This window comes from Streptomyces sp. NPDC093071 (genome assembly GCF_044754545.1).
GTDB lineage: Bacteria > Actinomycetota > Actinomycetes > Streptomycetales > Streptomycetaceae > Streptomyces.
On the sequence record NZ_JBIVPH010000007.1, the window covers coordinates 20,989 to 46,679 of the forward strand.

At 73.6% G+C, this 25,691-nt stretch carries 24 protein-coding genes; 15 read left to right on the plus strand and 9 right to left on the minus strand.

Going from position 1 to position 25,691, the window contains the following annotated elements; translation table 11 throughout:
- Positions 1-32: 32 nt before the first annotated feature.
- The 10 genes from ACIQD7_RS24610 (at position 33) to ACIQD7_RS24655 (ending at position 9,473) form a co-directional block, all read left to right on the plus strand.
- Positions 33-1,001 (plus strand): NADPH:quinone oxidoreductase family protein, encoded by a 969-nt coding sequence (locus ACIQD7_RS24610; protein ID WP_402444257.1) that lies wholly within the window; start codon positions 33-35, stop codon positions 999-1,001.
- Positions 998-2,200 (plus strand): acyl-CoA dehydrogenase family protein, encoded by a 1,203-nt coding sequence (locus tag ACIQD7_RS24615; protein ID WP_402444259.1) that lies wholly within the window; start codon positions 998-1,000, stop codon positions 2,198-2,200. Before ACIQD7_RS24610 ends, ACIQD7_RS24615 begins: the two co-directional genes overlap by 4 nt.
- Positions 2,197-3,282, plus strand: a complete 1,086-nt coding sequence (locus ACIQD7_RS24620; RefSeq protein ID WP_402444261.1) for an acyl-CoA dehydrogenase family protein — start codon at positions 2,197-2,199, stop codon at positions 3,280-3,282. Before ACIQD7_RS24615 ends, ACIQD7_RS24620 begins: the two co-directional genes overlap by 4 nt.
- Positions 3,283-3,370: 88 nt before the next feature.
- Positions 3,371-4,987, plus strand: a complete 1,617-nt coding sequence (locus tag ACIQD7_RS24625; protein ID WP_402444263.1) for an ABC transporter substrate-binding protein — start codon at positions 3,371-3,373, stop codon at positions 4,985-4,987.
- Entirely contained in the window at positions 4,984-5,976 is a 993-nt protein-coding gene (locus ACIQD7_RS24630; RefSeq protein ID WP_121830764.1) for an ABC transporter permease, read from the plus strand. The genes ACIQD7_RS24625 and ACIQD7_RS24630 overlap by 4 nt, the downstream gene beginning before the upstream one ends.
- On the plus strand, positions 5,969-6,805 hold the full coding sequence (locus ACIQD7_RS24635; RefSeq protein WP_402444265.1) for an ABC transporter permease: 837 nt from the start codon (positions 5,969-5,971) through the stop codon (positions 6,803-6,805). The genes ACIQD7_RS24630 and ACIQD7_RS24635 overlap by 8 nt, the downstream gene beginning before the upstream one ends.
- A gap of 38 nt (positions 6,806-6,843) precedes the next feature.
- Positions 6,844-7,839 carry an ABC transporter ATP-binding protein gene (locus tag ACIQD7_RS24640; RefSeq protein WP_121830781.1) on the plus strand — a complete coding sequence of 332 codons (996 nt, stop codon included), beginning with the start codon at positions 6,844-6,846 and terminating at the stop codon, positions 7,837-7,839.
- Positions 7,832-8,503 (plus strand): ABC transporter ATP-binding protein, encoded by a 672-nt coding sequence (locus ACIQD7_RS24645; RefSeq protein ID WP_402444267.1) that lies wholly within the window; start codon positions 7,832-7,834, stop codon positions 8,501-8,503. Before ACIQD7_RS24640 ends, ACIQD7_RS24645 begins: the two co-directional genes overlap by 8 nt.
- Positions 8,500-9,156 (plus strand): hypothetical protein, encoded by a 657-nt coding sequence (locus ACIQD7_RS24650; RefSeq protein ID WP_402444269.1) that lies wholly within the window; start codon positions 8,500-8,502, stop codon positions 9,154-9,156. The genes ACIQD7_RS24645 and ACIQD7_RS24650 overlap by 4 nt, the downstream gene beginning before the upstream one ends.
- Positions 9,157-9,278: 122 nt before the next feature.
- Positions 9,279-9,473, plus strand: coding sequence for a hypothetical protein (locus ACIQD7_RS24655; protein ID WP_053644205.1), 195 nt, complete (start codon positions 9,279-9,281; stop codon positions 9,471-9,473).
- Positions 9,474-9,492: 19 nt separating this feature from the next.
- On the opposite strand, the gene ACIQD7_RS24660 is transcribed toward ACIQD7_RS24655, so the two are convergent.
- The 4 genes from ACIQD7_RS24660 to ACIQD7_RS24675 form a co-directional block, all read right to left on the minus strand.
- Positions 9,493-10,287: a VOC family protein gene (locus tag ACIQD7_RS24660; protein ID WP_121830768.1), complete on the minus strand. Its 795-nt coding sequence runs from the start codon at positions 10,285-10,287 to the stop codon at positions 9,493-9,495.
- 110 nt (positions 10,288-10,397) lie between these two features.
- Positions 10,398-10,898 (minus strand): NUDIX hydrolase, encoded by a 501-nt coding sequence (locus ACIQD7_RS24665; RefSeq protein WP_402444272.1) that lies wholly within the window; start codon positions 10,896-10,898, stop codon positions 10,398-10,400.
- A 24-nt stretch (positions 10,899-10,922) separates the two neighbouring features.
- Positions 10,923-11,858, minus strand: a complete 936-nt coding sequence (locus tag ACIQD7_RS24670) for a universal stress protein (RefSeq protein WP_402444274.1) — start codon at positions 11,856-11,858, stop codon at positions 10,923-10,925.
- A gap of 131 nt (positions 11,859-11,989) precedes the next feature.
- Positions 11,990-12,388: a DUF5997 family protein gene (locus ACIQD7_RS24675; protein ID WP_121830771.1), complete on the minus strand. Its 399-nt coding sequence runs from the start codon at positions 12,386-12,388 to the stop codon at positions 11,990-11,992.
- Positions 12,389-12,450: 62 nt separating this feature from the next.
- Between ACIQD7_RS24675 and ACIQD7_RS24680 the strand changes: the two genes are divergently transcribed.
- Positions 12,451-13,275, plus strand: a complete 825-nt coding sequence (locus ACIQD7_RS24680; RefSeq protein WP_402444275.1) for a LysR family substrate-binding domain-containing protein — start codon at positions 12,451-12,453, stop codon at positions 13,273-13,275.
- Positions 13,276-13,408: 133 nt separating this feature from the next.
- Entirely contained in the window at positions 13,409-13,987 is a 579-nt protein-coding gene (locus ACIQD7_RS24685) for a Type-2Aa cytolytic delta-endotoxin (protein ID WP_383407429.1), read from the plus strand.
- A gap of 127 nt (positions 13,988-14,114) precedes the next feature.
- Here the strand turns inward: ACIQD7_RS24685 and ACIQD7_RS24690 are convergent, their stop codons facing one another.
- From ACIQD7_RS24690 to ACIQD7_RS24700, 3 genes are all read right to left on the minus strand, one after another.
- Entirely contained in the window at positions 14,115-15,773 is a 1,659-nt protein-coding gene (locus tag ACIQD7_RS24690; RefSeq protein WP_402444277.1) for an FAD-dependent oxidoreductase, read from the minus strand.
- Between the two features lie 59 nt (positions 15,774-15,832).
- Complete coding sequence (locus ACIQD7_RS24695) at positions 15,833-16,762, minus strand: diiron oxygenase (protein ID WP_121830774.1); 930 nt, start codon at positions 16,760-16,762, stop codon at positions 15,833-15,835.
- A 197-nt stretch (positions 16,763-16,959) separates the two neighbouring features.
- Positions 16,960-18,855 carry a S8 family peptidase gene (locus ACIQD7_RS24700; protein WP_402444279.1) on the minus strand — a complete coding sequence of 632 codons (1,896 nt, stop codon included), beginning with the start codon at positions 18,853-18,855 and terminating at the stop codon, positions 16,960-16,962.
- A 226-nt stretch (positions 18,856-19,081) separates the two neighbouring features.
- Between ACIQD7_RS24700 and ACIQD7_RS24705 the strand changes: the two genes are divergently transcribed.
- Entirely contained in the window at positions 19,082-19,444 is a 363-nt protein-coding gene (locus ACIQD7_RS24705) for a DUF1304 domain-containing protein (protein WP_402444280.1), read from the plus strand.
- Complete coding sequence (locus tag ACIQD7_RS24710; RefSeq protein ID WP_121830776.1) at positions 19,441-20,007, plus strand: TetR/AcrR family transcriptional regulator; 567 nt, start codon at positions 19,441-19,443, stop codon at positions 20,005-20,007. The genes ACIQD7_RS24705 and ACIQD7_RS24710 overlap by 4 nt, the downstream gene beginning before the upstream one ends.
- A gap of 48 nt (positions 20,008-20,055) precedes the next feature.
- Here ACIQD7_RS24710 and ACIQD7_RS24715 read toward each other — a convergent pair whose 3' ends face one another.
- Positions 20,056-23,034, minus strand: a complete 2,979-nt coding sequence (locus tag ACIQD7_RS24715) for a carbohydrate binding domain-containing protein (RefSeq protein ID WP_402444282.1) — start codon at positions 23,032-23,034, stop codon at positions 20,056-20,058.
- A gap of 597 nt (positions 23,035-23,631) precedes the next feature.
- The gene (locus ACIQD7_RS24720; protein ID WP_383407454.1) at positions 23,632-24,087 is read right to left on the minus strand and encodes a MarR family winged helix-turn-helix transcriptional regulator; all 456 of its coding nucleotides are present in this window, start codon (positions 24,085-24,087) and stop codon (positions 23,632-23,634) included.
- A gap of 133 nt (positions 24,088-24,220) precedes the next feature.
- Between ACIQD7_RS24720 and ACIQD7_RS24725 the strand changes: the two genes are divergently transcribed.
- Positions 24,221-25,687 (plus strand): MFS transporter, encoded by a 1,467-nt coding sequence (locus ACIQD7_RS24725; protein WP_402444284.1) that lies wholly within the window; start codon positions 24,221-24,223, stop codon positions 25,685-25,687.
- Positions 25,688-25,691: the final 4 nt, after the last annotated feature.

The window sequence follows — 25,691 nt, forward strand, 5'->3', positions numbered from 1 at the left end:
AACCGACCGCACGGTACGGAGGAGGCTCCCGGATGCAGGCATGGCGTGTGTACGAGAACGGCGAACCCGACGCGGTGATGCGCCGCGAAGAGGTGGAACCGCCCGTCCCCGGCGAGGGCCAGGTCCTCCTGAAGGTTCGCGCCGCGAACGTCAACTTCCCCGACGCGCTGCTCTGCCGCGGCCACTACCAGGTCCGCCCTCCGCTGCCCTTCACCCCCGGCGTCGAGATCTGCGCCGAGACCGAGGACGGCCGCCGGGTCATCGCCACCACCGCCCTCCCGCACGGCGGCTTCGCCGACCTCGCCCTGGCCGACGCCGCCGGGCTGCTCCCGGCCCCCGAGGCCCTCGACGACGCCGAGGCCGCCGCGCTCCACATCGGCTACCAGACCGGCTGGTTCGGCCTGCACCGCCGCGCCGCCCTGAAGGAGGGCGAGACCCTCCTCGTCCACGCGGCGGCCGGCGGCGTCGGCAGCGCGGCCGTCCAGCTCGGCAAGGCGGCCGGCGCCACCGTCATCGGCGTCGTCGGCGGCCCCGAGAAGACCGCCGTCGCCCGTGACCTCGGCTGCGACCTGGTGATCGACCGGCGCTCCGAGGACGTCGTCGCCGCCGTCAAGGAGGCGACCGGTGGCCGGGGCGCCGACGTGATCTACGACCCGGTCGGCGGCGACGCCTACCGGCAGTCCGCGAAGTGCGTCGCCTTCGAGGGCCGGATCGTGGTCGTCGGCTTCGCCAGCGGCACCGTCCCCACGCCCGCCCTCAACCACGCCCTGGTCAAGAACTACTCGGTCCTCGGCCTCCACTGGGGCCTGTACGCGGCGAAGGACCCCGCCTCGATCGGCCGCTGCCACGAGACCCTCACCGCCTACGCCGCCAAGGGCCTGATCAAACCGCTCGTCGCGGAGCGCGTCCCCTTCGCGGGCGCGGCCGACGCCGTCCGGCGCGTCGCCGACGGCACCACCACCGGCCGCCTGGTCGTCCTCCCGGAAGGAGCCGAGGCGTGACCCGCACGACCCTGGGGACGGTCGACGCCGACGCGCTCCGGGCGCTCACCCGGAAGCTCCTCGCCGACCACCCGCCCGCCACCACCGACCGCACCGACTTCCTGCGCGCCCGCTTCGACGCCGGACTCGCCTGGGTCCACTACCCCGCGGGCCTCGGCGGCCTCGACGCGCCCCGCGCCCTCCAGGCGGTCGTCGACGCCGAACTCGCCGCCGCGGGCGCCCCCGACAACGACCCGCGCCGGATCGGCATCGGCCTCGGCATGGCCGCCCCCACCCTCCTCGCGTACGGCTCCGACGAGGTCAAGCGCCGCTTCCTGAAGCCGCTGTGGGTCGGGGAAGAGGTGTGGTGCCAGCTCTTCAGCGAGCCAGGCGCGGGCTCCGACCTCGCCGCCCTCGGCACCCGGGCCGTCCGGGACGGCGACCACTGGGTGGTCGACGGGCAGAAGGTGTGGACCTCCAGCGCCCACCTCGCCCGCTGGGCCATCCTCATCGCCCGCACCGACCCGGACGCCCCCAAGCACCGGGGCATCACCTACTTCGTCTGCGACATGACCGACCCCGGCGTGGAGGTCCGGCCGCTGCGCCAGATCACCGGGGAGGCCGAGTTCAACGAGGTCTTCCTCACCGGCGTCCGCATCCCCGACGCCCACCGCCTCGGCGAGGCCGGCGACGGCTGGCGGGTCGCCCAGACCACCCTGATGAACGAGCGGGTCTCCATCGGCGGCGCCCGGATCCCCCGCGAGGGCGGGATGATCGGGAAGGTCGCCGCCACCTGGCGCGAGCGCCCCGAGCTGCGCACCCACGACCTGCACCGGCGCCTCCTCGGCCTCTGGGTCGACGCCGAGGTCGCCCGGCTCACCGGCGAACGCCTCCGCCAGCAGCTCGTCGCGGGCCAGCCCGGCCCCGAGGGCAGCGCCATGAAGCTCGGCTTCGCCCGGCTCAACCAGGCCCTCAGCGGCCTGGAGGTCGAACTCCTCGGCGACGAGGGCCTGCTGTACGGGGAGTGGGCCATGACCCGCCCCGAACTGGTCGACTTCACCGGCCGCGACGCCGGCTACCGCTATCTGCGCTCCAAGGGCAACTCGATCGAGGGCGGCACCAGCGAGGTGCTCCTCAACATCGTCGCCGAGCGGGTCCTCGGCCTGCCCTCCGAGCCCCGCAACGACAAGGACGTCCCCTGGAAGGATCTCGCGCGATGACGGACCGACTGGACCTCCTCTACTCCGACACCGAGGACGACCTGCGGGCGGCCGTCCGCGCCCTGCTCGCCGACCGGGCCGGCCACACGGTCCTCCTCGACCGGATCGAGACGGACACCCCCTACGTCCCCGGCCTCTGGAAGTCCCTCGCCGCCGACATCGGCGCCGCCGGACTCCTGGTCCCCGAGGAGTTCGGCGGCCAGGGCGCGAGCCACCGCGAGGCCGCCGTCGTCCTGGAGGAGCTGGGCCGCGCGGTCACCCCGCTGCCCTACCTCACGAGCGCGGTGGTCGCCGCCGAGACCCTGCTCGCCCTCGCGGCAGAGAGCGCCCCGGCGGCCGGACTGCTCGCCGCCGTCGCGGGCGGCGGCACGGTCGCGGTCCTCGCCGTGCCCCTGTCGACGGCGCCGGACGCGGAGCCGCCGCACGGCCCGGCCGTGCCCGCCGTCGCCGACGCCACCGCCGCCGACGTCCTCCTCGTCCCGCGCGCCGACGGCCTGTACGCCGTACCGGCGGGCGAGGCGACGATCGAGCCGCGGACCCCGCTCGACCTCACCCGCCCGCTCGCCCGGGTCACCGCGGAACCCGGCACCGGCACCCGGCTCGCCGGCCCGGACGCGGCCCGCGCGGCCGTCCGCCGCGGCCTCCTCGCGGGCGCCGGACTGCTCGCCTCCGAGCAGCTCGGCCTGGCCGAGCGGTGCCTGGAGGACACCGTCCGGTACACCCGCGAGCGCCACCAGTTCAACCGTCCCGTCGGCTCCTTCCAGGCCCTGAAGCACCGCATGGCCCGGCTCTGGCTGGACGTCGTCGGGGCCAGGGCGGTCGCCCGCGCCGCCGCCGACGCCCTCGCCCAGGGCGCCCCGGACGCCCCGCTCACCGCGGCCGTCGCCCAGGCGTACTGCTCCGGGGTCGCGGTCCGCGCCGCCGAGGAGTGCGTCCAGCTGCACGGCGGGATCGGAATGACCTGGGAGCACCCCGCCCACCTGGCCCTGAAGCGGGCCAAGGCCGACCAGATCGCGTTCGGCCCGGCGGGCCGCCACCAGGACGCGATCGCCGCCCTGGCGGACCTCCCGGCACCCGTGTAAGGGGCCGTCTGTCCGTACCCCTTATACATACTGTTTAATTGCAAGCTGTTGGCAAAAACAGTTGATCTTCAAAAGGGGTACGGACACGATGACCGCCCGATCCATCCGCAACGCGGCGGCCACGGTACTGGCGGGTTCCCTCGCCCTCACCGCCGCGGCCTGCACGAACCCCGGCTCCACCGCCGACGGCACCGGCGGGCCCAAGGATTCCGCGGTCGTCGGCATCGCCTACGAGCCCGACAGCCTCAGCCCCCTCCTCGGCTACGGCAAGGACGGCAACTCGAAGATATTCGACGGCCTCCTCGCCTTCGACGCCGACATGAAGCTGAAGCCCGCCCTCGCCCGCGAACTGCCCCAAGTCAGCGACGGCGGCCTCACCTACACCTACAACCTCCGCGACAACGTGGCCTTCAGCGACGGCGCCCCCTTCACCGCGAAGGACGTCGTCTTCACGTACCGGACGATCCTCGACCCGAAGACGAACAACCCCTCCCGCACCGAACTCGACGCTCTCAAGAGCGTCGAGGCGGTCGGCGACGACACCGTCGTCTTCCGGCTCAAGTACCCCTACGCGCCCTTCGCCGAGCGCACAGTCCACGCCATCGCCCCCGAGCACGTCGCCGCGAAGCAGGACGTCAACACCGGCTCCTTCACCACCAAGCCGATCGGCACCGGACCGTACGTCCTCACCGGCTGGTCCAAGGGCGAGAAGCTCACCTTCCAGGCCAACCCCGCCTACTGGAACGGCGCCCCGGCGGTGAAGAAGTTCACCATGGCGATCATCAAGGACGACGACGTCCGCGCCACCCGGCTGCGCGCGGGCGACCTCGACGGCGCCATCCTGCCGCCCAACCTCGCCGCCGGCTTCACGACCGACAAGGGCAAGAAGACCTGGGTGGCGAAGACCTACGACTACCGCACGGTCACCCTCCCCACCCACAACGGGGTGACCGGCGACACCGCCGTCCGCCGCGCCCTCGACCTCGCCGTCGACCGCGAGGCCATGGTCGACAAGATCCTCGAAGGCGCCGGAAAGCCCGCCTACGGGCCCGTCCCCACCGACAGCCCCTGGTTCACCAAGGGCACCGAGCGCCGCCACGACCTCGCCGGGGCGCGGAAGATCCTCGACGAGGCCGGCTGGAAGCCCGGCCCCGACGGCGTCCGCGTCAAGGACGGCGTCCGCGCCGCCTTCCCGCTCTGGTACCTCTCCGGCGACAAGCTCCGCCAGGACCACGCCCTCGCCTACGCCTCCGACGCCAAGAAGGCCGGCATCGACATCACCACCCAGGCCGGCACCTGGGAGGTCATCGAGCCCCGGATGAAGACCGACGCGGTCCTCGCCGGCGGCGGCTCGCCCGGCGACCCCGACTTCGACCAGTACCTCCTCCTGAAGTCCTCCCTCGGCGGCGACGGCTTCAACAACATGGCCTGGTACGACAACAAGACCGTCGACCAGGCCCTGGAGGACGGCCGCCGCACCAACGACCCCGCCAAGCGGCACGCCGCGTACGACACCGTCCAGCGCGAACTGGTGAAGAACCCCGGCTACACCTTCCTCACCCACATCGACCACCTCTACGTCGTGAACGACTCCTGGGACGGCCCGAGCACCCAGACCGAGCCGCACGACCACGGCCTCGCCGCCGGCCCCTGGTGGAACGTCGAGAGCTGGAAGCCCAAGGGCGCCGGAGCGGCGCAGAAGTGAAGCGCCGCCTCCCCTGGGGGGCCATGGCGCGGATGACGGGACGGCGCGCCCTGGCCGCCGTCCCCGTCCTCCTCGGCGTCACCCTCGCGGTGTTCGCCGTCGCCGAGGCCTCCCCGTTCGATCCCGTCAAGGCCTACGCCGGCACCGCCGGACTCACCGCCTCGCAGGAGAACCTCGACCAGCTCCGCGCCAACCTCGGCGTCGACCGGCCCCTCCTCACCCGCTGGTGGGACTGGCTCACCGCCGCCCTCACCGGAGACTTCGGCGACTCCGCCGTCATGCGCCGGCCCGTCGCCGAGGTCATCACCGAACGCCTCGGCTGGTCCGTCCTGCTCGCCGCCACCGCCTTCGCCGTGGCCATCGCGCTCGGCACCCTCCTCGGCGTCCTCGCCGGACGCCGCCGCGGCGGCCTCCTCGACCGGGCCGTCAGCTCTGCCGCGTACACCCTGGAAGCCGCCCCCGCCTTCTGGCTCGGCCTCCTCGCCATCTGGTTCTTCGCCCTGAAACTGGGCGTCCTGCCCGCCGGCGGCCTCACCGACACCGCGAGCGACACCGTCACCTTCGACCAGGTCGCCCGCCACCTCGTGCTGCCCGCCCTCGTCCTCGGCGTCTCCCAGCTGCCGTGGTTCTTCCTGTACGTCCGCCAGGGCGTCGGCGACGCCCTCGACGAGGACCCCGTGCGCGGCGCCCGCGCCCGCGGCCTGCGCGAGCGGACCGTCCTCACCGGCCACGCCCTCCGCTCCGGAATGCTCCCCATGCTCACCCTCGTCGGCTCCCGCGTCCCCGAGCTGATCACCGGCGCCCTGCTCGTGGAGACCGTCTTCAGCTGGCCCGGCATCGCCGCCGCCACCGTCACGGCCGCCACCTCCGTGGACTTCCCGCTGCTCGCCGCGCTCACCGTCCTCGCCACCGCCGCCGTCCTCCTCGGCAACCTCCTCTCCGACCTGCTGTACGGCCTGGCCGACCCGAGGGTGGGCTTCGATGGCTGACCCGCGCACCCACCGGATCCGGTTCTGGACCTCCGCCGTCACCGTCGGCGCCGTCCTCCTCGCCGTGCTGCTCGTCCCGCCGCTCGTCCAGTTCGACGAACAGGCCGTCGACCTCTCCCGCAAGCTCCTCCCGCCGTCCTGGGACCACCCCTTCGGCACCGACGACCTCGGCCGCGACCTCCTCCTGCGCTGCGTCTACGGCCTGCGGGTCTCGCTCCTCGTCGGCCTCGTCGCCGCCCTCGTCGCCACCGTCATCGGCACCACCGTCGGAGCCGCCGCCGGCGCGCTCGGCGGCTGGGCCGACCGCACCCTCATGCGGCTCGTCGACGCCTTCTCCTCCGTGCCGCACCTGCTCCTCGGCATCTTCGTCGTCGCCCTCTTCCGGCCCGGCGTCTGGCCCGTCATCGTCTCCGTGGCCGTCACCCACTGGCTCTCCACCGCCCGGATCGTGCGCTCCGAGGTCCTCTCGCTGCGCACCCGGCCCTTCGTGGACGCCGCCGTCTCCGGCGGCGCCGGCCGGTGGCGCGTCGCCGTCCGGCACCTGCTGCCCGCCGTCCTGCCGCAGGCCGGACTCGCCGCCGTCCTGATGGTCCCGCACGCCATGTGGCACGAGTCCGCGCTGTCCTTCCTCGGCCTCGGCCTCCCCAGCCACCAGGCCAGCCTCGGCAACCTGGTGCAGAACGCCCGCTCCTCGCTCCTCGCCGGGTACTGGTGGCCCACCCTCTTCCCCGGCCTCCTCCTCATCGTGCCGACCCTCGCCATCGCCGGGCTCGCGGGCGTGTGGCGCGACCGGCTCAACCCGCGCCGCCGATCGGAGCTGATGCTGTGACCGCCCCGAACGCCTCCCGGGCCCCCGGGGACAAGCTCCTGCGCGCGCTCGACGCCGTCACCGCCGAGCGGGCCGAGGACGCCGTCCTCAGCGTCCGGGGCCTCACCGTCCGCTTCCGGCTGCGCGGCGGCCGCACCGTCGACGCCGTCGGCGAGGCCGACTTCGACCTCGCGGCGGGGGAGTGCCTCGCCCTCGTCGGCGAGAGCGGCTGCGGCAAGTCCGTCCTCGCCTCCGCCCTCCTCGGCCTGCTCCCGGGCAACGCCGAGACCTCCGGCACGGCCCTGCTCGCGGGCCCCGACGGCACGGACGCCGTCGACCTGCTCGCCGCCGACGAGAAGACCCTCGCCCGCACCGTACGGGGCCGCCGCGTCGGTCTCGTACCGCAGAGCCCCGCCGCCCACCTCACCCCCGTCCGCACCGTACGGTCCCACCTGGAGGAGACCGTACGGGCCCTCACCGGCACCGCACGCCGCGCCCGGCGCGGAGCCGCCGAGGAGGCGGCCGGGCGGACCGCCTTCCCCGCCGACCACCTCGACCGCCACCCGCACGAGCTCTCCGGCGGCCTCGCCCAGCGCGCCGCCACCGCCCTCGCCCTCATCGGCGACGCCCGGCTGCTGCTCGCCGACGAACCCACCACCGGCCTCGACCGCGACCTCGTCGACCGCACCGTCGACGAACTGCGCCGCCACGCCGACGACGGCCGCGCCCTGCTCCTCATCACCCACGACCTGGCCGCCGCCGAGCGGATCGCGGACCGCGTCGCCGTCATGTACGCGGGCCGGATCGTCGAGATCGCCCCCGCCCACCGCTTCTTCGGCCCCGTCGGCCCCCGTCACCCCTACGCCCGGGGCCTGCTCGACGCCCTCCCCGACCGGGCCTTCGCCCCGATCCCCGGAATGCCCCCGGAACTCACCGACCTGCCCGGCGGCTGCGCCTTCGCCCCGCGCTGTCCGCGCGCCACCGACCTCTGCGCCACCCGCCCCGAGCCCACGGCCGGGGTGGCCTGCCACCACCCGGAGCACCCCCGTGCTTGAACTCGACGCCGTCACCGCCGGCTACGACCGCCGCGCCCCCGTCTTCCGGGGCGCCTCCCTCACCGTCGCCCCCGGCGCCTCCGTCGGCCTCCTCGGCCCCAGCGGCTGCGGCAAGTCCACCCTCGCCCGGGTCGCCGCCCTCCTCCACCGCCCCGACGCGGGCCGGCTCGTCCTGGACGGCTCCGAGGTGCGGACCTGGCGCCACCGCGCCCCGCGCGCGCTGCGCACCGCCGTCGGCGTCGTCTTCCAGCAGCCCCGCACCGCCGCCGACCCCCGGCTCACCCTCGCGGACCTCGTGGTCGAACCGCTGCGCGCCACCGGCCGCCGCGCCGAGGCCCCCGAACGCCTCGCCGAGCTGGCCCCGGCCGTCGGCCTCACCCCCGACCTGCTCGTCCGCCGCCCCCACGAGGTCAGCGACGGACAGCTCCAGCGCGCCTGCCTCGCCCGCGCCCTGACCCTGCGCCCCCGCTGGCTGATCTGCGACGAGATGACCGCCATGCTCGACGCCTCCACCACGGCCGCCCTGGTCGCCGCCGTCGAGTCCTACCGCGCGGAGACCGGCGCGGGCCTCCTCGCCGTCGGCCACGACCGCGTCCTCCTGAACCGCTGGTGCGACCGCACGGTCGAGTGGGCGGACTGCCTGCCCGCAGGGAAGCGCCCGTGACCGTCCCGTGGCCCCCGGTCCCCGACGACGACCCCCTCGACGGACTGCGCGCCGCCCTCGCCGAGGCCCCCTGCGGATACGAGCCCACGAGCGGGTACGAGGACCACTGCTGGCTCCTCCACACGATCCACGACGGTCCGGTACGGCTCCGCTGGGACGACGTCCTCGCCCGGTCCGGGCGGCGCCTCGCCGACTGGCCCGGACCCCCCTCGCACCTCGTCTTCGAAGGCGTGGAAGGGGCCGCCGAGCTGGAGGGCCCCGACCCGGCCGAGATGGACCGCGCCTGCCTCGCCCGGCTCGTCGGCCACCTCGTACGGCACGGCCCGCAGGGGCCCGACACGCCCTGCGGCGCCGCGCAGGCACCCGTGGAGGGCCTTCCCGGCGGGGCCGGGACCCTCGTGGCCCGGCGCGGACGGCTCGGGGACGCCCTCGCCCACCACGACGCCTGCAACGGCCCCGGGGCCGTATCGGACCACCGTTTCCCGGCCACCTGGTGGGCGGCGGACGGCGACTGGCTCGTGCTCACCGACTGGGACCTGAGCGCCACCCTGGTCTTCGGCCCCGCCGCGCTCGTGGCCGCCCTGCTCGCCGATCCGGAGCTCGACGCCGTGCGCCGCCCCGGGATCGCGGAAGCCCTCGGCCGCCCGCGCTGACCCGCCCGGCGGGATCTCACCCGGATGGCCGCCCCGCCATACGCCCGGACGGAGCGCGCATTCCGCCACACTGTCCGCCGAAAGCCGCAATTCCGGTGCGGCGTCGGAGGGACGTGAAGGCGATGGCCGTTTCCATTTCTGTGGTGCTGCTCCTGCTGATCCTGGCCGTGATCTTCCTGCGGAACGGCGGTCTGAAGCTCTCGCACGCGCTGGTCTGCGCCCTGCTCGGCTTCTTCCTCGCCGGGACCAGCATGGCGCCCACCATCCACGAGGGCGTCGCCGCCACCGCCGACGTGGTCTCCGGCCTCAAGCCGTGACCCCCGGGCGCGGGGCGGCTCACTCCATCTCGGGCATCTCGCCCACCGTGGTCCTCATGTCGATCACGGCGAAGGCGGCCCCCTGCGGGTCCAGGATCGCCGCGAACCGGCCGAACGGGCTGTCCATCGGCCCGAAGACCTTCCGTCCGGAGAGCCGCTCCGCCGCCTCGACGGCCTTGTCGCAGTTGTCGACGGCGAAGTAGACCTGGATGTACGAGGGGACCTCCGGCGGGAAGTCGTCGGTCATCGTCATCCGCCCGAGGACCGGCTCGTCCCCCAGGTCGAAGACCTTGTAGTCGACCTCCTCGTCCTTCATCCTCTTCGAGCCGTAGCCGAAGACGGACGTGAAGAAGGCGTCGGACTTCTCCGGCTCCCGGGTGAAAACCTCCGCCCAGGCGTACGAGCCGGTCTCGCCCTCCAGCTCGAAGCCCTGGTGCGCGCCCGGCTGCCAGACGCCGAACACGACGCCCGCCGGGTCCCGCGCGAGGCACATCGTCCCGGAGTCCCCGATCCGCATCGGCTCCATCAGGACGGTGCCGCCCGCGGTCCGGATCCGCTCCGCCGTGGCGGCGGCGTCCGGCGAGGAGAAGTAGAGACACCAGGCCGACTGCGGCGGGGTGTCCTGCCCCGGCATCGGCGGGACGACGGCCGCGACCGCCTTCCCGTTCTTGTAGGCCTGGGTGTAGTCGCCGAACTCCGTGGAGGCCTCGGCGAAGCTCCAGCCGAGCACGTCGTCGTAGAACGTCTTGGCGCCCTCGGCGTCGGTGAACATCGCGTCGGTCCAGATCGGCGTGCCCTCGGGTCGTGCGGCCATGGCGGTGACTCTCCTCCGGTCGACGGGGGGTGCTTCCTCCCAGCCACGCTAGCCACGGCGGTCGCACCCCGCGCGGCGACGGGGACGGCACCGGGCCGCCGGGCCGTGCGTCAGCCCGGCAGCCGGCCCATCGCGTACCGGTGGAACGGACCGTCCGGGATCGGCAGGCCGGGCCGCCACATGCGCAGCACCTGGGCCGACGGCAGGAACAGCGCCTCCGGCAGCCGGTCCGGGTCCGTCCACTCCCAGCGCTCGATCTTGTCGGGCTCGGTCACGGCCGGCGTCCCGCCGAAGACGCCCACCGCCGTGGCCACGGTCATCCGGGTCAGGTGCACGGAGGTGACCGAGTCCAGGATCAGCCCGAGGACCTCCACGTCGGCCGCGTCCACGACGAGCGCGGTCTCCTCGGCCAGCTCGCGGACCGCCGCGGCCTCCACGGACTCGCCCGGCTCGACCTTGCCGCCCGGCAGCTCCCACACCCCGGAGCGGTGCAGGCCGAGGAGGACCCGGCCGGAGCCGTCGGTCACGACGATCCCCGCCCCGAGGGAGGCGTGGGCGGGGGGAGGCTGGACGTTGCGCAGGGCCGCGGCGGCGTGCTCGGAGGTGGTCATGGCCCTTCTTCTACCAGTCCCGCCTCACCCGGCGGATGCCGGGGGGACCACCGCCACCGGGCAGTGGGCCTCGTGCAGCACGGCGTGGGCGACGGACCCGACGAGCAGCGAGCCGAAGTGGTGCCGGTGGTGCCGCCCCACGACCACCAGGCCCGCGTCCCGCGAGCCCTCCACCAGGCGTCCCGCCGCGTCCCCCGGCACCACCACCGGGCGCAGCTCCACGTCCGGCCACCGCGCGGCGAAGGGCCGCAGGCGCTCCTCCTGCTCCCGCTCCGCTCCCCGTACGAGCTCCTCGGCGTCGTCCGCGAGGGGCAGCGGGGGCGGCACCTGGAGCGCCGGGGACGGCACGGCGAGCAGGGCGCCCTGCGGCGGGGGCAGCCGGAAGGCGGTCACGGCCTCCAGGGGCACGCCCCGGTGGTGCGCCTCCTCGAAGGCGAAGGCCGGCACCTCGTCCGGGGTCTCCTCCGGATGCAGGCCCAGGAGCACCCGGCCCGCCCCGCCCTCCGGGACGGCCGTACGGGCCTCGTGGGGGACGACGACGAGCGGACAGGGCGAGCTCGCGGCCAGGGTGCGGCTGGTCGAGCCGAGCAGCAGGCTCGCGAAGCCGCCGCGGCCCCGGGAGCCGGTCACCAGGAGACGGGCGCCCCGGGCGACCGCCGCCAGGGCGTCGGTCACGGACCCGTCGAGGGACTCGTACCGCACGGGGACGCGGGGGTCGCGCCGCTCCATCCCGGCCGCCACGCCGTTCAGCACGGTGTCGGGAAGCTCCGGGACCACGCCCTGGGACTCGACGCGGGCGGCGCCGAGCTGGAGGCCCTCGGGGCGGACGTGGGCCACGACCAGCGGAGAGCGGGTGCCCTCCGCGGCGCTCAGGGCCCATTCCAGGGCCCGCAGGCCGTGCTCGGACCCGTCCACGCCGACGACGACCGGCGGCCGGTGCGCGGGGTTCGTGTCACTCATGAGGGGATGACTCCCTCACCGGCCCCCGCGCCACACCGGTCCGGCCCGGTCGTGACCGGGCCGGAGGAGGAAAAATACGAGCGGGGAAAGGACGGGCGCGAGGGAGGGAAAGGGCGGACGCGGGGGAGGGGTCAGGCCTCCTGCGCGCGGCGCGCCCGCTCCGCGTCGCGCTCCTTGATGCGGGCGGTCTCCTTGCGGACCTCCGCCTGGGTGGCCCGCTCCTTCTGGAGCCACTCCGGGGACTCCTGCTTGAGCGCGTCGATCTGCTCCGTGGTGAGGGGCTCGGTGATGCCGCCGCGCGCGAGACCGGCGATGGAGACGCCCAGCTTCGACGCGACCACCGGGCGGGGGTGCGGGCCGTTCTTCCGGAGCTCCTGGAGCCAGGCGGGCGGGTTCGCCTGGAGCTCGTTCAGCTCGGTGCGCGAGACGACACCCTCCTGGAACTCCGCGGGGGTGGCCTCGAGGTACACACCCAGCTTCTTCGCCGCGGTCGCGGGCTTCATCGTCTGGGTGTTCTGGTGCGACGTCATGCGACCAGGGTATCGAGCATGTGGACGGACTCCGACCACGGCGGCTGCCGTAACCTGGCGGGGTGACAGGCTCGGACGCTTCCCCCTCGGCCCCCTCCCCGGATCCCTCCGCGGACCCGCCCTCCTTCCGGCTCGCCTACGTGCCGGGCGTGACCCCCTCGAAGTGGGTGCGGATCTGGAACGAGCGCCTGCCCGACGTACCGCTCGCCCTCCACGCCGTGACCCCGGCCGAGGCCTTCGGCGCGCTCCGGGAGGGTGCGGCGGACGCGGGCCTCGTCCGGCTGCCCGTCGACGGGGACGACCTCAGCGCGATCCCGCTCTACACGGAGACGACGGTCGTCGTGATCCCCAAGGACCACCTGTTCGCGGAGGTCGAGGAGGTGTCGGCGGAGGACCTCGCCGACGAGCTCGTGCTGCACCCCCTCGACGACACCCTCGGCTGGGAGCGCCCGCCGGGCCGTCCGGCGTTCGAGCGCCCGGCGACCACCGCCGACGCGATCGAACTCGTCGCGGCCGGGGTCGGCCTGCTCGCCGTCCCCCAGTCGCTCGCCCGGCTGCACCACCGCAAGGACCTCACCTACCGGACGCTCGACGGCGTCCCGCAGTCCCGCGTCGCCCTGTCGTGGCCGGCCGCCGACGAGGCCCCCGACCTGGTGGAGGAGTTCATCGGCATCGTGCGCGGCCGGACGGTGAACAGCACCCGGGGCCGCCGCGCCGAGGAGCGCAAGGGCCAGAAGGAGCAGAAGCCCGCCAAGTCCGGGAAGCCGGCCAAGTCCGGCAAGCCCGGGGCCGGTTCCCGCACCTCCGGACGGCCCGCGGCCCGCAAGGGCGGCACCGGGGGCTCCGCGCGCGGCGGCCGGAGCGGGAAGCCGCGCCGCAGGTCCTGAGCCCCGCCCGGGCCGGCGCGTCCGTACGCCGGACACGCCCCGCCCGGCCGGGGCCCGCTCGGCATACTGACCCCTCCTGATCACCGAGATCACCGAGATCGCAGAGATCGCACGGATTCCCACAGGAGGAGCTTTGGCCGCCAGTTTCAGGACCGTCGTCGAGGTGGGCCCCGACCACCTCGCCCAGGCCCGGTCCATCGACCGGGTGTTCCAGGAGGCGATCGCCCCGGCGACCGTCAACTTCGACTTCGAGGCGATACGGGAGGCGGCCGCCGCCGTCCCGGACAGCAGCGTGGTGCGGATGGTCAGGGGCTGGGGGCTCCAGGAGCATGCCCCCGTCCTGGTCATGGTCCTCTCCCTCAAGGAGGCCGTCCGGCAGGCGCTCCCGCCCGAGTGCGCGGACGCCGGCTTCTGGGCCACCGTCGAGCGGGAGCTCGTCGCGGCCTTCACCGGCCTCGCCGCCCAGGAGGGGCAGCCCGGGCTCTCCTTCTACGAGGAGACCGGGGAGCGCACCCGCTTCTACCGGGACCTGTTCTTCGCCCTCCAGGACGAGGAGACCGGGGAGCACATGTACGCCCTGGCCTTCTGCGTGGACGTGACCGTCGAGCTGCCGAAGGCGGAGGCCGTCGCGCTCGACCTGACGGACGTCGTGCCCTTCGCGGTGCGGCTGAACGCGATCGTGATCCGCCAGACCCTGGACCTCGCGGCCTGACGGACCGCCCCGGCACACCCCCGTGCCACCGGGGCGCCCACCGGCCCGCCGTCCCGGGCCGGACCCCGTACCCGTACCCGTACTCGTACTCGTACTCGTAGAGCCTTCTTTCGTTCCGTCGCTCGGATCAGACCGGCCGGCGCCAGCGGCTGCCCCGCGCCGCCGCGACCAGCTCCGGCACCGTGGCGAGCTTGACCCGGGGGCGGCCCGCGTCCCGGCCCCGCGCCCGCTCGGTCCGGTCGATGGCCGCGAGACCGCGCGCGTCCACGAGCCCCTTGCTGCGGCTCCTGGCCAGCCTGCGGAACTCCGCCGACGTGCCCGTCGGCTTCGGCAGCGCCCCCGCGACCGCGTCCGCGAGCAGCGTCCCGACCGTCTCCTCCGCGCACGCCCGGTTGGCCCCGATGCCGCCGGAGGGCCCGCGCTTGATCCAGCCCACGACATAGCCGCCCGCCAGACCGCTGATCCGCCCGCCCTCGTGCGGCACGGTGCCCGTCGCCTCGTCGAACGGCAGGCCCGGCAGCGCCACGCCCCGGTAGCCGACGGCCCGGACGAGCAGCCCCGCCCCGATCTCCGTACCGGACTCCGACCCGTCCTCGGTCACCCGGACCGCCCGCACCGCGTCGGTGCCGAGCGCCTCGACCGGCGCGGAGTGGAAGCGCAGCACGATCCGGCGCCGGTCCGGCGCGGGCGACCGCGTCCAGTCCACCGCCTCCCGGGCCACGTCCCGGAGCAGCGCCGCCTTCTCCCCGGCCGCTGCCGCGCCGATCGCGGCGCCGGTGCGCGGGTCCCGGTCGTCGACGACCAGGTCCACACCCGGGAGGTGCTTGAGGGCGAGGAGTTCGGAGGAGGTGTACGCGGCGTGCTCGGGACCCCGGCGGCCGAGCAGCACCACCTCGCGGACCCGGGTGCCGCTCAGGGCGGCGAGGGCGTGGTCGGCGATGTCCGTGCCCGCGAGGTCGGCCGGGTCCATGACGAGGACGCGGGCCACGTCGAGCGCCACGTTGCTGTTGCCGACCACGACGACCCGCTCGGCGGAGAGCGGGACGGCGTCCGCGCCGGTCTCCGGGTGTGCGTTGTACCAGGAGACGACGGAGGTCGCGGAGACGCTCCCCGGCAGGTCCTCGCCGGGGATGCCGAGCCGCCGGTCGGCGGGCGCGCCCACCGCGTAGATCACCGCGTCGTGGTGGTCGGCCAGCTCCTCGGCGGTGACGTCCCGGCCGATCTCCACGCCGAGCCGCATCCGGACCCGGGGGTGGGAGTGGAAGCGGGCGAAGGTCTCCCCGGCGCCCTTGGTCGCCGGGTGGTCGGGCGCCACCCCGTACCGGACGAGTCCGCCGGCCACCGGCAGCCGGTCGATCAGCGTCACCTCGGCGTTGGTGTGCAGGAGCAGGTCCTCGGCGGCGTACATGCCGGCCGGTCCCGTGCCGACGACCGCGATCCGCAGCGGGGCGAAGTCGGACGGGAGCGAGCGCGGGAAGGAGGGCTCGTCCCAGGGGTGGAAGTTGGGCGAGGCCACGGCCGGGCCGGGCTCACGGTCCGCGTAGTACTCCGCGTTGATCGCCTCGTACTCCCGCAGCCGCCCGGTGAGGCGGTCCGCCGGGAAGATCGCGTCGACCGGGCAGGCGTCGGCGCAGGCGCCGCAGTCGATGCAGCTCCTGGGGTCGATGTACAGCATCTCCGTGGTGCCGAAGTCCGGTTCCCCGGGCGCCGGGTGGATGCAGTTGACCGGGCAGACGGCGACGCAGGTCGCGTCGTTGCAGCAGGTCTGGGTGATCGCGTAGGTCATGTCGTCGACTCGGTTCGGGTGCGGGGCCCGGGGAGCGGGCGCGAGGTGCGGACGCGGGGTCAGATCAGGCTGGCGCGCTTGTAGATGAGGAGCGCGGGCCGGGTGAGCAGCCGGGCCGAGGCGAGGAACTCCATGAGCCCGGCGCAACTGGAGCGCAGCTGGGACTTGTAGTGCTCGTTGGCCGCGGCCTCGCGGCGCGCCCGCTCCGGGTCGAGTCCGGCCTGCGCGTACACGTCGGGGCTGACCATGCTGGTGACGATGTAGTACGAGGCGATGGCGACGACCAGGGCGTGGAAGTGGCGGCGGGCCGTGCTCGCCCGCGCGAGGCGGCGGCGCGTCTCGTCCCGGGCGAACTTCATGTGCCGGGACTCCTCGACCACGTGGATGTTGCTGATGGTGCGCACGAAGGGGGCGACCCGCTCGTCGCGCATCCAGTCGCGCTGCATGACGTCGAGGACCTCCTCGGCGACGAGGATCGCGGCGTACGCGGCTTCGCCGAAGCCCACGGTCTTGAAGGCGCGGCCCAGTTCTAGCACCGCGCGGCGCGGCCGGTAGGCGGGGGCGCCGAGCTTCGCGGAGCCGCGGCCGAACATGATCGAGTGGCGGCACTCGTCCGCGATCTCGGTCAGGGCCCACTGGAAGCGGGGGTCGGTGGGGTCCTTCGCGTACATGTCCCGCAGCACCATCTGCTGGAGGATCATCTCGAACCAGATGCCGGTGCTGGCGACCGAGGCGGCCTCCTGCCGGGTCAGCTCCTTGCGCTGCTCCTCGGTCATCTCGTTCCAGTAGGCCGTGCCGTAGAGGCTGTTCCACTCGGGGCTCTGGCCGTGGAAGTCCTTGTCGAGGGGGGTGTCCCAGTCCACCTCGGCGGCGGGGTCGTACGAGAGCTTGGCAGCGGACCGGAGCAGCCGCTCGGCGACGTCCGCGTCCGAGAGGTTCTCGTCCTCGGCTCCGTCGTGGCTGTCCGGGCGAACGGTGCTGCTTGCCATGGTGCGGCTCCTTGGGTCGCGATCGACGCGGAGCTTGTTAGACGTCCCGTCTAGCAAGCTTGTTAGACGGAACGTATAGCAAGGTGCCGGGGTAGGCCTACCCCTCGGTAAGGACTTGTTTCCGAAACCTTTCTCCCGGACGCGCGAACGGGGCCGGAGCCGTGGCGGCTCCGGCCCCGTCAGGGGGTCGCGCGGTGTCAGAAGGTCAGGTTCCAGGCGTCGATCTTGCCCGAGTCCTGGCTCGCGTTGTCGTTCACACGGAGCTTCCAGACCCCGTTCGCCACCTCGGAGGAGGCGTTGACGGTGTAGGTCTGGACGATGTTGTCCGCGCTGCCGCCGGTCCGGTTGTGCAGCGTGTAGACGCTGCCGTCCGGGGCCACCAGGTCGACCTTCAGGTCGCCGATGTAGGTGTGCTTGATGTCCACGCCCACCTTGAGGGCGGCCGGCGCGTTGCCGGTCACGCCGCTGACGGTGAGGGAGCTCTCGACCGTGGTGTTGTCGGGGACCGTCACGTCCGTCAGGTTCTCGAAGTACTTCCCGGGCGGCGGGGTCGAGCCGCCGACGGCCTTCAGGGCGTCGACCGCGCCCTCGCCGAAGAAGCCGTTCTTGGTCGTGGTGCCCTTGCAGCGGGTGTCCGACGGGCAGGCCCGGTCGGTCGCCTGGACGCCCAGCTGGTCCCGGATCTGCGCCGGGGTGAAGGACGGGTTCACGCTCGCGATCAGCGCCGCGACGCCGGCCACGTGCGGGGACGCCATCGAGGTGCCGTTCAGGTTGCCGTACTTGCCGCCCGGGAGCGTCGAGTAGACGCCCGAGGAGCCGTCGCCGCCGGGGGCCGCGATGTCGATGACGCCGTTGCCGAAGTTCGAGTACGAGGCCTTGGCGCCGCCGTTGCCCTGCGCGGCGACGGTCACGACGCCGGGCAGCTCGGTCGGGATGTCGATGCAGGCGTTCGTGATGGTGCGGGTGACCGGGGTCGAGTCGTTGGGGCTCGCCGTGTCGGTCGTCTTGTTCGCCAGGTCGTAGTTGGAGTTGCCGGCGGCGGCGACCTGGAGCGAGCCCTTGCCCTCGGCGTACTCCTGGGCCCGGCGGACGCCCTCGATGATGGCGGCCTGGTCCAGGTTGTCCGGGCAGTTGAACTGCCACGGGTCCGTGTAGTAGCTGTTGTTGGTGACCTTGAAGCCGTGGTCACCGGCCCACACGAAGCCGCAGATCGTGTTCTCCGCGAAGAACAGCGTGCTGCCCGGCTCCGCGATGCGGACCGAGGAGATCTTCACGCCCGGCGCGACGCCGATGACGCCCTTGCCGTTCTTGGCGGCCGCGATCGTGCCCGCGACGTGCGTGCCGTGGGTGTCGACGTCCCGCCAGGCGCCCGCCCGCGCGTCCGCCTTGCCGTAGGCGCAGGAGGCCGAGTCGGCGGCGTTGAAGTTGGGCGCGATGTCCTGGTGCTGGTCGTCCACGCCGGTGTCCAGGACGCCGACCTTCACCGACGCCGAACCGGTGGTGACCGCCCAGGCCTGGTCGGCCTTGATCTGCGTCATGTCCCAGCGGTTGGACTCGGTGAGCGTCGTCGTCGACTGCGACGGGTTGGCCGGGAGCGCCGGGTTGTAGGCGTCGGCCGGGACGTCGGACGTCCGGGTCGCGCCGACCTGCTGGACGCCGGAGACCGTGCGCATCGAGGCGGCGAACGACGCGGACGTCGAGTGCGCCACGATCACGCCGATCGCGTCGTAGGTCGCGAAGACCGAACCGCCCTTGGCGGCCACGGAGCCGCTCACGGCGGCGGTGCCGCCGGGGGCCGTGATCACCAGGTACGCGCGCGTGCCCGCGGCCCAGGCGGCCGGAGCGGCGGCGGGAGCCGCCTTCGCGGTGGCGGCCTTGCCCGCGGTGGCGGCCTTGCCCGTGGTGGTGGCCGTGCTCGGGGTGGTGGCCGTGCTCGCCCCCGTCGAACGGGCCGCGACGGGCGCGGTGTCCGACGTTGCTGCGTGGGCGAGTCCGGCGGGAGTGGCGAGGGCCACGATCGTGCCGAGGGCCGCGACGGATATGGCCGAGGTTCTCGACCGGCCGGCCGTACGGCCGGATATGAGGGAAAACATTGCGTCCTCCGATGGCCCGGTGGCGCCTGGGGCGCTTGCCGGGCCCTGTGATGTGTGGGGTGGACGCAAGATCCCAGAATCGCCCCCCGGAAGGAAGTGTTCTGTCCGAGAAGCCCGTTCGCGTTACGCACTTTTGATCGAACAGCGTCAAGACGACGAAATTTCCCGGACACCTGTCCATGTATGCTGGACACCTGTCCAGTAAATGTGAGCGGCGGAGACGGCGATGGAGACGACGGCGAACGTGCTGGTGGGCCTGGTGGCCGCCCTGCACGTGTACATCCTGGTTCTGGAGATGTTCCTGTGGGAGAGGGCGCCGGGGCGCGGACTGTCCGGCTTCGACGCCGAGTTGGCCCGCGCGACCGCCCCGCTCGCCGCGAACCAGGGCCTCTACAACGGCTTCCTGGCCGCCGGCCTCGTCTGGGGCCTGATCGCCGGGGACCCCACGGGCCACCGGGTCCAGGTCTTCTTCCTCTCCTGCGTCCTCGTCGCCGGCGTGTACGGCGGCCTCACCGCGAACCGCCGCATCCTGCTCGCCCAGGCGCTCCCCGGCGCGCTGGCCCTCGGCGCCGTCCTGCTCGCCCGGTGACCCCGGCCGCCGAAGACCCCCGCGCCGCCCGGACCCGGGCCCGGCTCCGCCGCGCCCTCCTCGACGCCTGCGCGGACACCCCGCTGGCCGAGGTCACCGTCGCCGCCCTGGTGCGCCGCGCCGGGGTCGGCCGCGCGACCTTCTACCTCCACTACGGAGACCTGGAGGCGCTGGCCGTCGACGCCTGCGCCGACGTGGTCCGCGACGCGGTCGACGCCCTGCACGCCTGGCGCGGCCTGCCCGACCCGGCGACCCCGCCGCCCGCGCTGCTCGCCTTCTTCGCCGGACTCGCCCCGCACGCCGGGCTCTACCGGGAGCTGCTCCGCCCGGGCGGCGGCGGGCCGCTCGGCCTCGTCCTCCACGAGGACCTGCGCGCCCGCAGCCTCGCCGAACGGGCCCTGGTCGGCGCCCCGGAGCCCGGCCTCGTCGCGTCGGCCGTGGCCGCGGCCTTCGCCGGGGTACTCGCCGACTGGCTGCACGGCCTGGTCGAGGGCGCCCCCGAGGAGGTCGCCCACCGGGTCTGGCGCCTCCTGATCGCCCTGCACCGCGCGCCGTTGGCGTAGCCGCCGGCCGGGACCCCGTACGGGCCCCGGCCGGCGTTCCGGGCGCCGCTACTTGAGGTACGGCCCGGCGGTGCCGATCCGGCCGGGGCCGTTCAGGACGTACACCCGCAGGTTGCCCTTGCCGGGCGCGGCGACCGCGAGGGTGCCGTTCGTGACGGTCCGGACGTCACCGGTGACGGCGTCGGTGTACGTGCCGTTCGGGATGCCGGTGTAGGTGGCGCCGCCCGAGACCGTGACGAGCGCGAAGCTGTCCGTGCCCGCGTCGGTGTAGCGGCGCTTGAACGCCATGCCGCCCGAGACGCCCTCCGTGGAGTACTGGCCCGTCTGGAGCGCGGGGACCGCCCGGCGGATCTGGTTGAGCCGCTGCACGTGCCGGACCAGGGGCTGCTGGAGGGTGGTGGCGACCGTGCCGGACGCCGACGCCACCGTGGAGAAGTCGGAGGCGGTGACGGAGCCGGCGAGGTGCGCGCCGAAGTAGGCGCGGCCGGTGTCGGCGAGCGGGCAGGACGGCCCGCAGTCGATCTTCTTCCCCTTCTGGAACTCGATCTCGGACCCGTAGTACAGCGTCGGGATACCGCGGAAGGTCCACATCAGGGACATGTTCTCGGCCCAGGCGTCGGTGCCGCCCGCGTACCGCTCGCTCGACTTGTTGGGGCCGTAGTCGTGGCTGTCGACGTAGACGACGTTGTAGGTGGCGTCGTTGTAGCTGTCGTCGGAGTCCTTGCCGTTGGAGAAGGCGTTCTGCGCGTCGCCGAAGTTCATGTGCATGCGCATGTCGATGACGTTCATGCCGGAGAAGCGGCTGTGGTCGGGCGCGTGGTAGCTGTTGCCGTTCAGGAAGGCGTTGGTGGAGGTGGGCTGGTCGCCCGTGCCCCGCTGCTGCTCGTGGTCGTACATCTCAAGGGCGGCCTTGCCGTCGTCGAGGTCGTACTCCTTGCGCTCCTTCCAGGTGTAGAACTGCGCCGAGTGGTTCACCGAGCCGCGGTTCCACTTGTCGTTGACGAAGGCGGCGACCTCGCCGAAGACGAAGAAGTTCTTCGCGGCCTCCGCGCCGTGGCGCTGGGCCACCCGCTCCTGGATCGCGGGCAGGAAGCGGCGGTTCCAGGTGGTACGCGGGATGTGCACGGCGGTGTCCACGCGGAAGCCGTCGACCCCCATGTCGATGTACTTGTTATACGCGCCGATCAGGTAGTTCTGGACGGCCGGCTTCTCCGTGTCGAAGTCCGCCAGGTCCTCGTGGAGCCAGCAGGAGCGGGAGTCCTCGCCCTCCCAGTTGCCGATCCAGCACTGGTGGTAGAGCGCCTTCGGGAACATGCCGGACGTGGGGCTCGGCCACTGGCAGTTGTAGACGGTGTAGCCCTCGGCGCTCTTCCCGCCGGTCGGCTTCCCCCAGTTCACACAGGTGTTGCCGGTCGGCTCGGCCGTCGACCACAGGTCGCCGTTGTAGTACGACTTGCCGCTCTTCGGGTCGACCGTCAGGCCGTCGTACTCGAAGCCCGGCTGCTTCTCGTCGTAGTACCAGCTCCACTGGGCGTCCCGCACGCCGTACACGGTGGGCGTGAACAGGCCCTTGGCGCCCCAGCGGGAGGAGTGGTTGTAGACGACGTCCTGGTAGATCTTCATGCCCTTGGCGTGGGCGGCGTCGATCAGGTCCTGGTAGGAGGCGCCGGCGGACTCCAGGCGCGGGTCCACCTTGTAGAAGTCCCAGCCGTGGTAGCCGTGGTAGTCGTAGTCCGAGCGGTTGAGGACGACCGGGGTGACCCAGATCGCCGAGAAGCCGAGGCCCTTGACGTAGTCGAGCTTCTGGATCAGGCCCTTGAAGTCGCCCCGGAACATGGGGTCGTCGTGGGCCGCGTTGCCCGACTTGGCGTGCTGGCTCCCGCCCCGGTTGTTCGACGGGTCGCCGTCGTGGAAGCGGGCGGTGAGGACGAAGTAGATCGGGTCCTTGCGCGGGTCGGTGCCCAGCGGTTTGCCGGTCGCCGGGGTCGCGGGCTTCTCGCCCGTGGTCGCGGTGGCGGGGGAGGAGGCGGCGGAGACGTTCCCGGCGGCGTCCACGGCCCGCACCGTGTAGGTGTAGGCGGTCCGTTCGGCCAGGCCGGTGTCGGAGAAGACCGTGGACCCGACGTCGGTGACGACCGCCCCGCCGCCGCCCCCGGTGCGGGTGACCTGGTACGAGGTGACGCCCCGGTCGTCGGTGGACGGGTTCCAGGCGAGCAGCACGGAGGTGCCGTCGGCCTTCGCGGTGAGACCGGCGGGGACGGTGGGGGCCCGGGTGTCGGGCGGGGTGGCGGCGCAGGGGTCGGCGGCGTTCGGCGTCACCGTCCGGTTCCGGACGGTGGAGACGCCCGTGCCGAGGGCGTAGTCGGAGCCGCCGTTGTTGTCCCAGGTGCCGTTGCCGTTGTTGAAGGCGGCCTTGAGGCCCGTGGCCGTCCCGAGGTCGAGCTCCCGCTTCCACCAGCCGGCGCAGGCGGCCTGCATACCGACGCCGGGAGCGGTGGTCCAGGCGCCGCCGGCCGGCTGGTAGTGGACGTTGACGGTGGACCAGCCGAGGGAGGCGGTGGAGTAGTAGACGGTGGCCTTGCGGGACTCGGCGGGCGGGGTGTCGGCGCAGGGGTCGGAGTGGGCGACGACCCCGTCCCTGACGGTGACGGCGCCCGTGCCCAGGGCGTAGTCCCGGCCGCCGTTGTTGTCCCAGGTGCCGCCGCCGTCGTTGAAGGCGGCCCGGAGGCCGGCGGCCGCGCCGAGGGGGACGGTCTTCTTCACCCAGTCCGTACAGGCGGCCTCCATGGCGGTGCCGGGGACGGTGGTCCAGGAGCCGCCGTCGGGCGCGTAATGCAGGTTGTACCGGGCCCAGTTCTTCGTCTTCGTCCAATAGTAGACCGTCGCCGTGTTCTCGACGGCGGCGGCGACGGGGGCGGTGCGCGGGGAGGGGGTCTCGGGCGGTGCGGCGACGAGGCCGACGACGCCGGCGGCGACGGCCAGGACGGCGAGGGGGCGCGCCGGTGACCGTGGGCGGGTGCGTGTCATCTGAATCTCCAGGCGGGGGCCGCGCCTCCGGGCAGACCTCTCCCCGGGAAGGAGGGCGAAGCCTTCTGGAAACGCAGTCGGAAAGTTGCAGAAACATCTTGCGCTGGCCGGAAGTTACCGCCGGTCGCCCTGTGCGTAAAGGGTTTGGACACGGCGGGCCGGGCCTCGGCGGGCATAACCGGCGCGGCCGTGGCGACGCCGGGCCACCCGGACGCGCGGCCGGCGACCGGTCCGTTCTCAGGGACCTGTGACGAGCGGACGGCAGGCCACGGCCGGCTCCCGGGCGCCACCGTCTCCGTCCGGTTCCACCCGGTACGGCCGGGCCCCCGGCACGCGGGTCACCGCCGTGGACCCGCCTGACCCCAAGCAGGTTCGCCGTGTTGCCGCCGCCCGCGTACACCACGTCCTAGGAGAGCGGGAACGCCTGCAGGGCCTCGTCGTCGAGTTCCCGCCGGAACGGCGACAGGACGGTGGGCTCGCAGGCGCGCGCGACCGGTACGCGGCGAGGAACTCCTCGACGTACCCGGGCACGTCGCCGTCGGCCGTCGCGCTGACGGTGTGCCGCACCCTGCCGGGCCCGCAATCGGATAAACCCGTTCAGGGGCGCGGCCAGGGCCGGCCCTCCAGGCGTTCGATGTCGCGGTTGAAGCGCTCCAGGAAGGCGGCGAAGCGGGAGACGTCCTCGGGGGACCAGTGCTCCATCACGCGTTCCAGGCCCGCGATGTTCGAGGTGCGGTCGGCCTCCAGGCGGCGTTCGCCCTCGGCCGTGATGCGGAACTTGCGGGCGATGCCGCCGTCCGGGTCGGGGATGCGCTCCACGACCCCGGCGCGCAGCATCGCGGCGGTCTGCCGGTTGAGGGTGGACGCGTCGAGGCCGAAGGCCTCGCCGAGCTGCCCGATGGACATCGGCCCGTGCATCCGGATGCGGCTCAGCAGGACGTACGCGCTGCGGTCGAGCCGGCCGCCGCCCGCGCGGGAGCGGGGCGCGTACAGGTGCGCGTGCCGGCCGAGCAGCATGGTCTCGAACTCGACCAGATCGGTGGGCTTGTCCACGGGCTTGTCCACGGGCTTGTCCATGGGGTCATTCTCTCCCGCGGCGATGCGATGTGCATCATGCATGGTTTGTGTATTCAGCATGTGATGTGCATGATGCATGCTCATCGTCATGAAGACCTAGGGAGAACACGTGGACGGCTCCAAGCCCGACGCCCGACCCGGAGGCGTCGTCGGCGTCCTCGCGCTCGCGGGCATCGTGGCCGCACTCATGCAGACCCTGGTGGTGCCGCTCATCGGCGACCTCCCGAGGCTGCTCGGCACCACCGCGTCCAACGCCTCCTGGGTGATCACCGCCACCCTCCTCGCGGGCGCCGTCGCCACCCCCGTCGCCGGCCGGCTCGGCGACACCCTCGGCAAGCGGCGGGTCCTCCTCGTCTCCGTGGTCCCGCTCGTCGCCGGGTCCGTCGTCTGCGCGCTCGCCTCCTCCGTCGTCCCGATGATCGTCGGACGCGGCCTCCAGGGCCTCGGCATGGGCGTCGTCCCCCTCGGCATCAGCCTGCTCCGCGACATCCTGCCGCCGGAGAGGCTGGGCGGCTCCATCGCCCTCATGAGCGCCTCCATGGGCGTCGGCGGCGCCCTCGGCCTGCCCTTCTCCGCCGCCGTCGCCGAGAACGCCAGCTGGCGCGTCCTCTTCTGGGTCGCCGCCGGCCTCAGCGTCCTCGTCGGCGCCCTGATCTGGCGCCTCGTCCCCGCCGGCCGCCGCGCCGCCGCCCCCGGCCGCTTCGACCTGCCCGGCGCGCTCGGTCTCGGCACCGGACTCGTCGCCCTGCTCCTCGCCGTCTCCAAGGGCGCGAGCTGGGGCTGGGGCAGCGCCACCACCCTCGGCCTCTTCGCCGCCGCGGCCGTCGTCCTGCTCGCCTGGGGCGCGTGGGAGCTCCGCATCCCCGACCCCCTCGTCGACCTGCGGGTCACCGCCCGCCCGGTCGTCCTCATGACCAACGCCGCCTCGATCCTGGTCGGCTTCGCCATGTACGCCCAGTCCCTGGTCGTCCCCCAGCTCTTCCAGCTCCCCGAGGCCACCGGCTACGGCCTCGGCCAGTCGATGATGGCCATGGGTCTGTGGATGGCCCCGGCCGGCCTGATGATGATGGTCCTGGCCCCGCTCGGCGCCAAGCTCTCGGCCGCCCGGGGCCCCAAGGTCACGCTCTCCGTCGGCGCCCTCGTCATCTCCGCCGGCTACGGATCCTCCCTCGCCCTGATGGGCTCCACCTGGGGCCTGCTCGCCGTCACCCTCGTCTGCAACACGGGCGTCGGACTCGCCTACGGGGCCATGCCGGCGCTCATCATGGGCGCGGTGCCGCAGGAGGAGACCGCCTCGGCCAACAGCTTCAACACCCTCATGCGCTCCATCGGCACCTCCGTCTCCGCCGCCGTCATCGGCGTCGTCCTCGCCCAGATGACCACCACCCTCGGCGGCCACGCGCTGCCCTCCGAGGACGGCTTCCGCGTCGCCATGCTCATCGGCTGCGGGGTCGGCCTCGTGGCCGCGGTCGTCGCCGCCCTCATCCCGGCCCGGTTCGCCGCCGCCGGTCCCGCCGGGGCGGAGGCCGGGGCCGTACGCGCCCCCTCCACGGCGGAAGCCGAAGCCACCGCCTGATCCC